Source organism: Rhizobium sp. 01L419 (assembly GCF_056400025.1).
Map to the genome: position 1 here is coordinate 173,572 of NZ_JBFTSM010000004.1, position 12,193 is coordinate 185,764.

Here is a 12,193-nt window from a genome sequence, read left to right on the forward strand (position 1 = left end):
GAGAAAAGAATGACGGAACAGAACTATCCGGTATATGGCGAAATTACCGGTCCGATCGTCATGATCGGCTTTGGCTCCATCGGCCGCGGCACGCTGCCCCTGATCGAGCGCCACTTCAAGTTCGACAAGAGCCGGATGGTTGTCATCGACCCGCGCACGGACGATGCCCACATTCTGGAAAAGCACGGCGTCAAGCACATCCAGGCGCACGTGACGAAGGACAATTACAAGGAACTGCTGAAGCCGCTCCTGACCGAAGGCGAAGGCCAGGGTTTCTGCGTCAACCTTTCGGTCGATACCTCGTCGCTCGACATCATCAAGCTCTGCCGCAAGCTTGACGTGCTCTACATCGATACCGTCGTCGAGCCCTGGCTCGGCTTCTATTTCGACAAGGACATGAAGAACGAGGAGCGCACCAACTATGCGTTGCGCGAAACCGTTCGCAAGGAAAAGGCCAAGAACCCGGGCGGCACCACTGCCGTTTCCACCTGCGGCGCAAACCCGGGCATGGTGTCCTGGTTCGTCAAGCAGGCGCTGCTCAACCTCGCCAAGGATATCGGCCTGAAATTCGACGAGCCGGGCCAGGACGACCGCGAAGAATGGGCAAAGCTCATGAAGAAGGTCGGCGTCAAGGGCGTTCATATCGCCGAGCGCGATACGCAGCGCACCATCCATCCGAAGCCGCTCAACGTCTTCTGGAACACCTGGTCGGTCGAAGGCTTCATCTCTGAGGGCCTGCAGCCGGCAGAACTCGGCTGGGGCACCCATGAAAACTGGATGCCGAAGAACGCCAAGAAGCACAAGAAGGGCAACAAGGCCGCCATCTACCTCGAACAGCCCGGCGCCAACACCCGCGTTCGCACCTGGTGCCCGACGCCCGGCCCGCAATACGGCTTCCTCGTCACCCATAACGAGTCGATCTCGATCGCCGACTTCTTCACGGTCAGGGATAAGGACGGCGACGTCACCTATCGTCCGACCTGCCACTACGCCTATCATCCCGCCAACGACGCGGTTCTGTCGCTGCATGAGATGTTCGGCAACGGCGGCAAGGCACAGCCGGTTCTCCACGTTCTCGACGAGAACGAGCTGGTCGACGGTGTCGATGAGCTCGGCGTGCTGCTCTACGGCCACGACAAGAACGCCTACTGGTACGGTTCGCGACTGTCGCTGGAAGAAACCCGCCGCATCGCCCCCTACCAGAACGCGACTGGCCTGCAGGTAACATCGGCCGTTCTCGCCGGCATGGTCTGGGCCATCGAAAACCCGAAGGCCGGCATCGTTGAAGCCGACGAGATGGATTACAAGCGCTGCCTCGAAGTGCAGCTGCCCTATCTCGGCCCGGTTGAAGGCCACTATACCGACTGGACCCCGCTCGACGGCCGTCCGGGCCTGTTCCCGGAAGACATCGACACCAAGGATCCGTGGCAGTTCAAGAACATCCTCGTTCGCTGAGCCCTGCCGTAACGCTGTCGAAAATGCCCGCTGCGAGGCGGGCATTTTTGTAACGCCTGCTGTCTAAATGCCGGACGGGCTCCGCCGAAGGCTTGCCTTCGCGGAGGGTCCGCGCCATGTTTTTGGCGACTGTCGCGGATAGCTTCCGCTTAAATTCGCCGGGAGAAGCCTTATGAAAATCAGAACTGGTCTCGTTCTTGCGGTTGCATCGGCAGCTCTTGCCGCCTGCGTTTCCTCCGGCCCGCGCCCCCTCCCCGTGGCATCGGCACCCGCTCCTACCGGTGTCGAGGGAACCTGGGCCGATCCGAACGGTATCGTCTCCACCTTCCAGAGTGGTACCTTCACGACGCGCACGACCGACAGCAACCAGCTTCTGGCCTCCGGCACCTATATCAAGACGTCGCCGACGCTCGTGGAAATCAACATGACCTCGCTGGTTCGCAACACGCAGTCGAAGGTCAATTGCGCCCTCGTCACGACCGGCCAGCTGAACTGCACCTCGGATGCCGGCGCACAATTCGTCCTGACCCGCCGCAGTTAGAGCCTTTCCTGATATTGGCGGGCTTCCGGCTTTTTTGCCAGCAGCCCTCTTGGAAAGCGCCATCCTCTTCACAGCTTCCCTCTTGCGGTTGATCCACGCAGGTGGAAACATTCGCGCGCCGGCATTGTCGGTGATGATCCACATGAGGGATGGCCAGGATCAGGGGTAAAGATCCCGGCTTTAATCAGGAGAACAGGGATGACGAAGTCTTTCAGCTTCGGTCTTTTGACCGCGTCTATTCTGGCGCTGAGCACAAGCGCCGCATTTGCGGATTACGAACTCAATATTCTTCATATCAACGATTTCCACTCTCGCATCGAATCGATCAACAAGTTCGATTCCACGTGCTCTGCAGAGGACGAGGGCAAGACCGCGTGCTTCGGTGGCGCGGCACGCCTGAAGACAGCGATCGACCAGCGCCGTCAGGCCCTGACGGGCAAGAACGTGCTCCTGCTCAATGCCGGCGACAATTTCCAGGGCTCGCTGTTCTACACGACCTACAAGGGCGCGGCTGAAGCCGAAATGCTGAACCTCATGAAGTTCGACGCCATGACGGTCGGCAATCATGAATTCGACGACAGCGAGGATGGGCTCGCGACCTTCCTCGACAAGGTGCAATTCCCCGTCGTCACCGCCAACGTCAAGGCAAGTGCCGCCTCCAAGATCGGCGACCGGATCAAGCCTTCTCTCGTGCTCGATATCGCTGGTCAGAAGATCGGCATCGTCGGCGCCGTCACCAACGATACGCCGGAGCTTTCCTCGCCCGGCCCGAACGTGACGATTGCCGATGACGTCAAGAGCATCACGGCAGAGGTCGAGAAACTGAAGAGCGAAGGCGTCAACAAGATCATTGCGCTCACCCATGTCGGCTACCCACGCGACCTTGCCTTGATTGCCAAGATCCCCGATGTCGACGTGGTCGTTGGCGGCCATTCGCACAGCCTGCTCTCGAACACCGACGCGAAGGCCGAAGGCCCCTATCCGACGTTGGTTGACAACCCCGGCGGCTACAAGGTGCCGGTGGTGCAGGCAGCCTCCTACAGCAAATATCTCGGCGATCTCGTCGTGAGCTTCGATGACAACGGCGTCGTCAAGGACGCCAAGGGCGATCCGATCCTGATCGATTCCTCTTTCACGCCGGATCCGGCCGTCGCGGCACGCATTGTCGAACTGGCAAAGCCGATCGACGACCTGCGCAAGAAGGTAATAGGCTCCTCCGAAAGCCCGATCGAGGGCAACAGCAAGGTCTGCCGCGTGAAGGAATGCTCGATGGGCAATCTGGTGGCCGATGCCATACTCGACCGCACCAAGAACCAGGCTGTCACTATTGCCATCCAGAACGGCGGCGGCCTGCGTGCCTCGATAGATGGCGGTGACGTCACCCAGGGCGAAGTCATCACCGTGCTGCCGTTCCAGAACACGCTCGCCACCTTCCAGCTGACTGGCGCCGATGTTGTCAAGGCGCTCGAAAACGGCGTCAGCCAGATCGACCAGGGCGCCGGTCGTTTCCCGCAAGTCGCCGGTCTGAAATTCACTTTCGACCAGTCGAAGCCGGTCGGCAGCCGCATCAGCGACGTCCAGGTCAAGGACGGTGACAATTTCGTACCGATCGACAATGCCAAAACCTATGGCGTCGCCACCAACAACTTCATGCGCGCCGGCGGCGATGGATATGTCGCTTTCAAGGACGGCCAGAACGCCTATGACTTCGGCCCGGATCTGGCCGACGTGACCGCTGAATATCTCGCCGCCCACTCGCCCTATAAGCCCTATACGGACGGTCGCATCACGGAAATAGCCCAGGCTGCTCCTGCTCCATCCGCTCCGGCCCCATCAGCCGAGCCGGCTCCGGCGCCTACCGCTCCTGCACCTGCTACGGAACCCGCCCCGGCAACGCCTGCACCGGCAGCCGCCGCACCTGCCACGCCCTCGACCCACGTCATCGTTGCCGGCGACACCTTCTGGGATCTTGCCAAGTCCTTCTACGGCGACGGTGCCGAATGGCGCAAATTGTCGGAAGCCAATGGCAGCCCGAACCCCCGTCATCTGCGGATCGGCGAGGAAATCCAGGTTCCACCCAAGTAAGACGATTTGTCCCGATCATGAGAGCCGGTCCGGGGTTCCCCGGGCCGGTTTTTCTTCTTATAGGGTGAACCGTGATCGGCTGGCTGCGTATGAGCCGGCGAGACACGAAAGCGCGTTGGGGCCAGAATGACAGATACTTCACTCCGCCCGGCGGACCATCCCGCCGTCAAATTCGGCAAGGTTGGCGTCCTGCTGGTCAATCTCGGCACGCCTGATGGCACCGATTATACGTCCATGCGCCGCTATCTGCGCGAATTCCTGACCGACAAGCGCGTCATCGAATGGTCGCCCTGGAAATGGTATCCGATCCTGTTCGGCATCGTGCTCAATACGCGCCCGCAGAAGGTCGGCAAGGCCTATGAGACGATCTGGAACAAGGAGCTGAATGAAAGCTGGCTGCGCACCTATACCCGCAACCAGTCGGACTTCATGGCCGACCGGCTGAAGGACCTGCCAAACGTCAAGGTGGACTGGGCGATGCGCTACGGTACCCCGTCGATTCCCTCGCGCATCGAAGCGCTGAAGGATGAAGGCTGCGACCGCATCCTGCTCTTCCCGCTCTATCCGCAATATGCCGCCGCCACCACGGCAACCGTCAACGACAAGGCCTTCCAGAAGCTGCTCACCATGCGCTGGCAACCGGCGCTGCGCACGGTGCCTGACTATCACGACGACGAGACCTATATCGAAGCGCTGGCGAAGTCGGTCGAACAACACCTGGCTACCCTCGACTGGAAGCCGGAAATGCTGCTCGCTTCCTTCCACGGCATCCCGCTTTCCTATTTCCAGCAGGGCGATCCGTATTACTGTCAGTGCCAAAAGACCGGCCGCCTGCTGCGCGAGCGTCTAGGTCTCACGAAGGAGAACTTCATGGTCACCTTCCAGTCCCGCTTCGGGCCGGAAGAATGGCTGCAGCCCTACACAGATAAGACCGTCGAGAAGCTGGCGCAGGACGGCGTCAAGCGCATCGCAGTCATGAACCCCGGCTTCGTTTCCGACTGTCTGGAGACGCTGGAGGAGATTGCCGAACAGGCCGCCCATTCTTTCAAGCACAATGGCGGCGAGCAGTTCGCGCATATTCCGTGCTTGAATGACGGAGAGGACGGCATGCAGGTGCTGGAAAAAGTCGTGCGCCGTGAGCTGCTGGGTTGGGCATGACAGACGCGGCGTCAGATTTTCTGGCGACCCGCAATAGATAAAGACGTCCCCCGCTCCAGATCTAAGGAAGGACCGAAGCCGACAACCGCAACTGCGGCGCGCAGGCTCTCGGTCTGCGGCTTTATTCATCTGGACGAATTTCATGATTTCAGGTTTTAGAAAATTGATTGTCCTCGCCTGCTTTTTCGTCGTCGCAGGTGGCGGTTATCTCGCGTGGGAGCACTATCAGCGGGTCTATGCCAACGCCCCTCCCAAAGGCATCGTCGGTCAGGTCGCCTGTCAGCTTCGCCTCCGCGATGTCAAAACCAGCAATCTGAAGCCGGACGATCAGCCGTTCCTCACCAATTGCCTGATGGGCGGCTACATCACAAAGAGCGACCTCGATGATGCCGGCCTATCACCCTGATTTGACAGGCGGGACTGTCATTCCTTCCTTGCAAAGAACGTGCTAACTCACCACGTCAGATAGGTGGGCTTAGGGAGGAACATATGCTGCTGGGCGGCTTCGATATCGTCGTGATCGTATTGGTGATTTTCGTCATCATGGTGCTCTTTGCGGGCATCAAGACGGTTCCACAGGGTTATCGCTACACGATCGAGCGCTTCGGCCGCTATACCCGCACGCTGGAACCCGGCCTGAACCTGATCACCCCTTTCATCGAGCGCGTCGGCGCCAGGATGAACGTGATGGAGCAGGTGCTGAACGTGCCGACCCAGGAGGTGATCACCAAGGACAATGCCTCGGTCGCGGCCGATGCAGTCTCTTTCTACCAGGTGCTGAATGCCGCTCAGGCCGCCTATCAGGTTTCCAACTTGGAAAATGCGATCCTGAACCTCACCATGACCAATATTCGCTCAGTCATGGGCTCTATGGATCTCGATGAGCTGCTCTCCAATCGCGATGCGATCAACGACCGGCTGCTGCGCGTCGTGGACGAGGCCGTGCATCCTTGGGGCATCAAGGTCACCCGTGTCGAGATCAAGGATATCCAGCCGCCCCGCGACCTCGTCGACGCGATGGCCCGCCAGATGAAGGCCGAGCGCGAGAAGCGTGCCCAGGTGCTGGAAGCCGAAGGTTCGCGCAATGCGCAGATCCTGAGGGCCGAGGGCGCCAAGCAGTCCGCCATCCTTCAGGCCGAAGGCCAGCGCGAAGCCGCCTTCCGCAATGCCGAAGCTCGCGAGCGCTTGGCCGAAGCCGAAGCGAAGGCGACGAAGATGGTCTCGGAAGCGATCGCCGCGGGCGACATCCAGGCAATCAACTATTTCGTGGCACAGAAATACACCGAGGCCCTCACCTCGATCGGTTCGGCGCCCAATTCCAAGATCGTGATGATGCCGATGGAGGCGTCTTCCATCCTCGGCTCGCTCGGCGGCATCGGGGCGATTGCCCGGCAGGTCTTTGGCGAAGGCAACAATCCGCCGTCTGCGCCGCGTCCAAGCACAGGTCCGGCACGCTCGACGCCGTCGGTCGGCCCGGCTCCGGCCAATCCCTTCAATCCCAATCCGGAGCGATAAGCCATGCTGGCGAAGATCGTCGGCGAACTTGGGCCGTGGAGCTGGTGGGTGGCAGGCCTCGTGCTGCTTGCCGCCGAGCTGATCGTGCCGGGCTTCTTCCTTGTCTGGATCGGCCTTGCAGCTCTTGCCGTCGGCGTTTTGTCGCTGATCTTCTGGGATGCCGCTTTCTGGATCTGGGAGCTTCAGGCGATCCTATTCGCCATTTTTGCGGTCGTCGCCACGCTCATCGGCCGGCGGCTCACGCTGCGCAACGACACGACGGATGAACCATTCCTCAACCAGCGTGGTGCGAGCCTCGTCGGCCGCACCGCAACGCTGCGCGAGCCTATCCGCGAAGGCCGCGGCCGCATTCGCCTCGATGACACGATGTGGCAGGTCATGGGGCCGGATCTTCCGGCCGGAACGCAGGTCAAAGTGGTTTCGAGTAACGGCCGCGACCTGACGGTCGAGCCGACCTGATCAGGCCACGCCGATCCGCAAGAGATCATGGAAGTGAACGAGCCCGATTGGACGCTGCTCGTCATCAACGACGATAAGTGCGCCAATCTTGTATTGCTCAAGCAGCGCCAGAGCTGCAGTCGCCAATATCGTCGGCCTGACGGTCTTCGGCGCGCGCGTCATGATGTCGTCAACCGTTAGCTGCGCAAGATTGCGGGTGAGGTTGCGCGACATGTCACCATCAGTGACGATGCCGCAAAGCCGGCCTTCGGCATCCAGCACGCCGACGCAGCCAAAATGCTTGTGCGACAGCACTCTGATTGCCTCCGGCACGGACGTGCCCTTCACCACCAGCGGCAAGCGCTCACCGGTATGCATGATGTCGGCAACGTGCATCAGGCTCGCACCGAGCTTGCCGCCGGGATGGAAGACATGAAAATCGGTCGCCGTGAAGCCGCGCGCATCAAGAAGTGCGATCGCCAGCGCATCGCCGAGCGCAAGCTGCATCATTGTCGATGTGGTCGGCGCCAGCCCGTTCGGACAGGCCTCTTCCTCGTTGGGGATCAGCAATGCGATATCTGCGGCCGTCGCCAGCGAGGACTGTGGGCTGCAGGTCATCGCGATCAGCGGAATGGAAAAACGCCGTGTATAGGAAATGATGCTCTTCAGTTCGGCACTCTCACCACCCTTGGAGATCGCAAGGACGACATCGTCGCCGGCGATCATGCCGAGGTCGCCGTGATTGGCTTCCGCCGCATGCACGAAAAAGGCCGGCGTACCTGTCGAAGCGAAAGTGGCAGCTATTTTGGTGCCTATATGGCCGCTCTTGCCGACGCCGGTCACAATCACGCGGCCAGAATTTTGGCCGATCATCTCGACCGCACGGGTAAAAGGTCCGGCCAGCCCATTATCAAAGGCAAGTTCGAGTGCCTCGAGGGCGCGTCTTTCGATGCTGATCGTGCGCTTGCCCGACTCCAGCACGCTGTTTTCGACGAGTTTCACGGCTCTCCTGATCATGGCAATGCGTTAGACCTTTTCACTTTACCTGTCCACCCGACAATGTTTCCGATGTATGAACACGCTGCCGGCAGTGCAACGAATGGTTAACCACAAGGCTTTACGCTTGGGTAAGACTTCGAAGCATTTCAGGCGCGGATTGAATGGGCCAGGGAAAACAGACGAGCAGTGTGACGCCGCTCCGCGCCATGAGCCGTGCCGTCTCCATCACGGCTGTCGGGCTGCTGGTCGCGCCCGCCGCTTTCGCGCAGCAGACGACATCGCAACAACAGCCGGCAAGTACAGCGAATTCCCGCGCCGCAGCCACGAACAATGCGACGCCGGACTTCGGCGATACGGACGATACCGCGACCACTCCTGCCAGTGCACGGGATCAGGATCCGGACACCGCGGCTGCACCCGCCCCGACGACGCAGCCCGACGACGAGACTACAGGCTCGATCCTCGATGAGGATATGCGCAAGCTGAACACCCGCGAACCGCGCCTGGACGAAACGCCGGCTCGCAGGGTGCCGGAGAGCATATCGACCGAACAGACGCCCGGTATCCCGATCGGCAGCTTCGTGCTGCGCCCAAGCGTCACCCAGACGATCAACAGCGAAACCACGAAAGACGGCGGCACGAAACAGAGCCGCGGTTTTCTCGAAACCGATATGGGCGCGACACTGACCTCCGATTGGAGTCGGCACCAGTTGACCGTCACCACCGAAGGCGCCTGGCAGAAGAACATCAGCGGTGAAGGAGAAGAACAGCCCTCCTTCAAGATCGATGGCGATCTGCGGCTGGACCTGCCGCGTGACACCGTCGCCCATATCACCAGCGGCTACAATTTCTATCGCGAGGATACGGACGATCCGGACGCGATCACCGACGCCGCCCAGCAGTCGGACGTACAGGAATTTACCGGCGGCGCTTCCATCGAGCACGACTTCGGGATCTTGCGCGGCACAGCCGCCGTTGCGCTCTCCCGCTCGATCTATTCGGATGCCGTGCTTTCCAACGGCACGACCGTTTCGCTGAGCGACCGCAACCAGACCACAGGCACGGTGCGCGGCCGCATCGGTTACGAACTCTCGCCGGCGCTCATTCCCTTCATCGAAGCGTCGGTCGGCAAGACCAACTATGATGATCGCATTGATTCTTCGGGCTACCAGCGTTCCGGAGATAGCTACGGCGCCAAGGGCGGCGTGCAGGTCGATATGGGTGAAAAGCTCAAGGGCGAGGTTGCAGTCGGTTATGCAACGGCGGATTTCGATGATAGCCGCCTGAAATCGATCGATACGGCCACGCTCGATGCCAGCCTGCTCTGGTCGCCGATCCGCGGAACGAATGTCAATATCGACCTCCAGACGAGCATCCAGCCTTCGACCGCAGCCGGCGAAAGCGGTTATGTTTCACATCAGCTGACGTCCACGGTCGATCATCAGTTGCGCGACAATCTGGTGGCGACGACCATCAGCGGCGTGACGCTGCGCGATTATCCGAGCGGTAGCACAATAAGTGACGAGACGGTTTACACCGCCTCGACAGGTCTTGTTTGGAATATCAACCGCTACCTCGACTTCACCAGCACGCTTGGCTACGAGCTGACGACGCGCAAGGAAGGCGACGACTCGCGGCAATGGCGAGCCGGCGTCGGTGTCAAGGTGAAGCGCTGACGAGACTTACTTCAGGCCCGCGAGCAGTTCCCTGAAGCCGCCTTCGACGCTCGGACGGATATCCGCACGCTCGAGAGCAAAGGCAACGTTGGCGAGGATGAAGCCATCCTTGGCGCCGCAGTCGTAAGTCGCACCCTTGAAGTGGTAGCCTGCGAAATCCTGTTCCTTCAGCAGCTTCAGCATGCCGTCGGTGAGCTGGATTTCGTTGCCCGCGCCGCGTTCCTGAGTTTCCAGGATCTTGAAGACTTCCGGCTGCAGGATGTAGCGGCCGTTGATGAAGAAGTTGGAAGGAGCCGTGCCCTTGGCCGGCTTTTCAACCATGCCAGTGATGCGGAAGCCCTCGCCGATCGCGTCGCCGACGCCGACAATGCCGTATTTGTGGGCCTGATCGGGAGCACATTCCTCGACAGCGATAATGTTGCCGCCGCTGTGCTCGTAAAGATCTATCATGCCCTTCATGCAGCCCTTTTCACCCTTCATGATCATGTCGGGCAGAAGCAGCGCGAAAGGTTCGTCGCCGACGATCTCGCGGGCGCACCACACGGCGTGGCCGAGGCCGAGCGGCTCCTGCTGACGGGTAAAGCTCACCGTGCCTGCCTTGGGAAGCTGCTGCTGCAACAGGGTGATTTCCGCCTTCTTGGCGCGCTCCTTGAGCGTCTGCTCAAGTTCGAAATGAATATCGAAGTAGTCTTCGATGACATGCTTGTTACGACCGGTAACAAAAACCAGATGTTCAATGCCCGCTTCAAGTGCTTCGTCGACAACGTACTGAATGATTGGCTTATCAACGACAGTCAGCATTTCCTTCGGAACCGCTTTGGTAGCCGGAAGGAACCGCGTTCCCAGTCCCGCGACTGGAAATACTGCCTTACGAACTTTCTTATGCTGAGCCACACCGATCTCCTGTTTTGACTATACCGCTTTTAACTAAACGCTATATCGATTTGAACTAGTATAGAATTGCTACGGTTTTGCAAATGATGACTGTTCCGGCCGCCTATGGTAAAGAATTTGTTGACTCCGTTCCTGTAATTTCGGCGTAGGGCGGACATGACGTACCGCCTTGGCTAAAACTGAAGATGACGGATACGATTGCCGATGACCCAGAAATACGCAAACTCCCTTCGTGGTCTAGCTCTCGCCATCGTTGTTGCAACTGCGGCTGGATTGGCCCCCAATAACGCAAAAGCCGATGCCCGGTTCCAGAAGTGGATCGCGGACTTCTCCCAAACTGCTGCTCAGAATGGCATCAGTAAGGCAACGTACCAGAAAGCGTTTTCTGGGGTAAGCGAACCAGATCCGACAGTCCTCGAAAAGGCGACCTATCAGCCTGAATTTACATCGAAGATTTGGGACTATGTCGATTCCCGCGTCAACCCCTACACTGTGGAAATCGGCCGCAAGATGGCAGCCAAACACGCCAGGACGCTCGACGCCATCCAGCGCCGCTTCGGCGTCGACAAGTCGATTCTGCTGGCGATCTGGTCGATGGAATCAAATTATGGCGCAGTTCTCGCTAAAGATGAGCGCCTTCACTATGTGCCGCGGGCGCTGGCAACACTTGCCTATGCCGATCCCAAGCGCGGCAAATATGCCAAGAAGCAGTTGATCGCAGCCCTGAAGATCCTCCAGAATGGCGATGTTCCCGCCAAAGAGATGACCGGTTCCTGGGCTGGCGCCATGGGCCATACCCAGTTCATCCCGACAAGCTATCTTCTCTACGCGGTCGATGCGGATGGAAACGGCCATCGCGACATCTGGAATTCCGTGCCCGACGCGCTGGCGACGTCAGCGAATCTTCTGATGAAGAATGGCTGGGATGCCGGCCGAACCTGGGGTTACGAGGTCGCAGTGCCGGCATCCGCTGCCCAGCAGGTCGGCAAGACCCGCACGCTCGCGCAGTGGGCGGCACTCGGCCTGAAGCGTCCGAACGGCAAGGCTTTCAAGGATGGTGATACCCGCGCCATGCTGAAGATGCCGGCTGGTGCGAATGGTCCGGGTTTCCTGATGACCGCCAACTTCTTCACCATCAAAAATTACAATGCCTCCGACAGCTATGCACTCGCCGTCGGCCTGCTTGCAGACCAGATTGCCGGCTTTGGCGGCATGCAACAGCGCTGGCCGCGCCCGGAAGGCACGCTCGATATTACCGAGAAGTTCGAATTGCAGACGCGCTTGAAGACACTTGGCTATTATAGCGGCGATGTCGACGGCAATTTCGGTTCAGGCTCCAAGGCGGCGATCGCTGCCGTGCAGGAGCGTATCGGCATGCAGGCGGATGGTGAGCCGTCGCTTTCGCTTCTGCACGCGTTGCGACGCTAGAAGC

At 59.7% G+C, this 12,193-nt stretch carries 11 protein-coding genes; 9 read left to right on the top strand and 2 right to left on the bottom strand.

Features of this window, described 5'->3' with window-relative positions; translation table 11 throughout:
- Nucleotides 1-9: 9 nt before the first annotated feature.
- The 7 genes from AC1DUP_RS10865 (at nucleotide 10) to AC1DUP_RS10895 (ending at nucleotide 7,213) form a co-directional block, all read left to right on the top strand.
- Nucleotides 10-1,455, top strand: a complete 1,446-nt coding sequence (locus AC1DUP_RS10865; protein WP_113296073.1) for a homospermidine synthase — start codon at nucleotides 10-12, stop codon at nucleotides 1,453-1,455.
- 172 nt (nucleotides 1,456-1,627) lie between these two features.
- Nucleotides 1,628-1,996: an outer membrane lipoprotein Omp10 gene (gene omp10, locus AC1DUP_RS10870; RefSeq protein ID WP_113296072.1), complete on the top strand. Its 369-nt coding sequence runs from the start codon at nucleotides 1,628-1,630 to the stop codon at nucleotides 1,994-1,996.
- A 198-nt stretch (nucleotides 1,997-2,194) separates the two neighbouring features.
- Complete coding sequence (locus AC1DUP_RS10875) at nucleotides 2,195-4,081, top strand: 5'-nucleotidase C-terminal domain-containing protein (protein ID WP_477832653.1); 1,887 nt, start codon at nucleotides 2,195-2,197, stop codon at nucleotides 4,079-4,081.
- A 126-nt stretch (nucleotides 4,082-4,207) separates the two neighbouring features.
- Nucleotides 4,208-5,239 (top strand): ferrochelatase, encoded by a 1,032-nt coding sequence (gene hemH / locus AC1DUP_RS10880; protein WP_113310308.1) that lies wholly within the window; start codon nucleotides 4,208-4,210, stop codon nucleotides 5,237-5,239.
- 142 nt (nucleotides 5,240-5,381) lie between these two features.
- Complete coding sequence (locus AC1DUP_RS10885) at nucleotides 5,382-5,645, top strand: hypothetical protein (protein WP_477832654.1); 264 nt, start codon at nucleotides 5,382-5,384, stop codon at nucleotides 5,643-5,645.
- 83 nt (nucleotides 5,646-5,728) lie between these two features.
- Complete coding sequence (locus tag AC1DUP_RS10890; RefSeq protein ID WP_477832655.1) at nucleotides 5,729-6,754, top strand: SPFH domain-containing protein; 1,026 nt, start codon at nucleotides 5,729-5,731, stop codon at nucleotides 6,752-6,754.
- Between the two features lie 3 nt (nucleotides 6,755-6,757).
- Nucleotides 6,758-7,213, top strand: coding sequence for an NfeD family protein (locus AC1DUP_RS10895; RefSeq protein WP_115036320.1), 456 nt, complete (start codon nucleotides 6,758-6,760; stop codon nucleotides 7,211-7,213).
- Here the strand turns inward: AC1DUP_RS10895 and AC1DUP_RS10900 are convergent, their stop codons facing one another.
- Entirely contained in the window at nucleotides 7,214-8,209 is a 996-nt protein-coding gene (locus tag AC1DUP_RS10900; RefSeq protein ID WP_113310311.1) for a KpsF/GutQ family sugar-phosphate isomerase, read from the bottom strand.
- A gap of 143 nt (nucleotides 8,210-8,352) precedes the next feature.
- On the opposite strand from AC1DUP_RS10900, the gene AC1DUP_RS10905 reads away from it, so the two are divergent.
- Nucleotides 8,353-9,867 (top strand): outer membrane beta-barrel protein, encoded by a 1,515-nt coding sequence (locus AC1DUP_RS10905; RefSeq protein ID WP_477832656.1) that lies wholly within the window; start codon nucleotides 8,353-8,355, stop codon nucleotides 9,865-9,867.
- Between the two features lie 6 nt (nucleotides 9,868-9,873).
- Here the strand turns inward: AC1DUP_RS10905 and galU are convergent, their stop codons facing one another.
- Nucleotides 9,874-10,761, bottom strand: coding sequence for a UTP--glucose-1-phosphate uridylyltransferase GalU (gene galU, locus AC1DUP_RS10910; RefSeq protein WP_113310313.1), 888 nt, complete (start codon nucleotides 10,759-10,761; stop codon nucleotides 9,874-9,876).
- Nucleotides 10,762-10,965: 204 nt separating this feature from the next.
- Here galU and AC1DUP_RS10915 point away from each other — a divergent pair, with 204 nt between their 5' ends.
- Complete coding sequence (locus AC1DUP_RS10915; RefSeq protein WP_113508442.1) at nucleotides 10,966-12,189, top strand: lytic murein transglycosylase; 1,224 nt, start codon at nucleotides 10,966-10,968, stop codon at nucleotides 12,187-12,189.
- The last annotated feature ends 4 nt before the right edge of the window (nucleotides 12,190-12,193 follow it).

Bases quoted from the DNA above. Each gene is read 5' to 3' on its own strand.
- AC1DUP_RS10865 (WP_113296073.1), top strand. From the start codon at position 10: ATGACGGAACAGAACTATCCGGTATATGGCGAAATTACCGGTCCGATC.
- omp10 (WP_113296072.1), top strand. From the start codon at position 1,628: ATGAAAATCAGAACTGGTCTCGTTCTTGCGGTTGCATCGGCAGCTCTT.
- AC1DUP_RS10875 (WP_477832653.1), top strand. From the start codon at position 2,195: ATGACGAAGTCTTTCAGCTTCGGTCTTTTGACCGCGTCTATTCTGGCG.
- hemH (WP_113310308.1), top strand. From the start codon at position 4,208: ATGACAGATACTTCACTCCGCCCGGCGGACCATCCCGCCGTCAAATTC.
- AC1DUP_RS10885 (WP_477832654.1), top strand. From the start codon at position 5,382: ATGATTTCAGGTTTTAGAAAATTGATTGTCCTCGCCTGCTTTTTCGTC.
- AC1DUP_RS10890 (WP_477832655.1), top strand. From the start codon at position 5,729: ATGCTGCTGGGCGGCTTCGATATCGTCGTGATCGTATTGGTGATTTTC.
- AC1DUP_RS10895 (WP_115036320.1), top strand. From the start codon at position 6,758: ATGCTGGCGAAGATCGTCGGCGAACTTGGGCCGTGGAGCTGGTGGGTG.
- AC1DUP_RS10900 (WP_113310311.1), bottom strand. From the start codon at position 8,209: ATGATCAGGAGAGCCGTGAAACTCGTCGAAAACAGCGTGCTGGAGTCG.
- AC1DUP_RS10905 (WP_477832656.1), top strand. From the start codon at position 8,353: ATGGGCCAGGGAAAACAGACGAGCAGTGTGACGCCGCTCCGCGCCATG.
- AC1DUP_RS10915 (WP_113508442.1), top strand. From the start codon at position 10,966: ATGACCCAGAAATACGCAAACTCCCTTCGTGGTCTAGCTCTCGCCATC.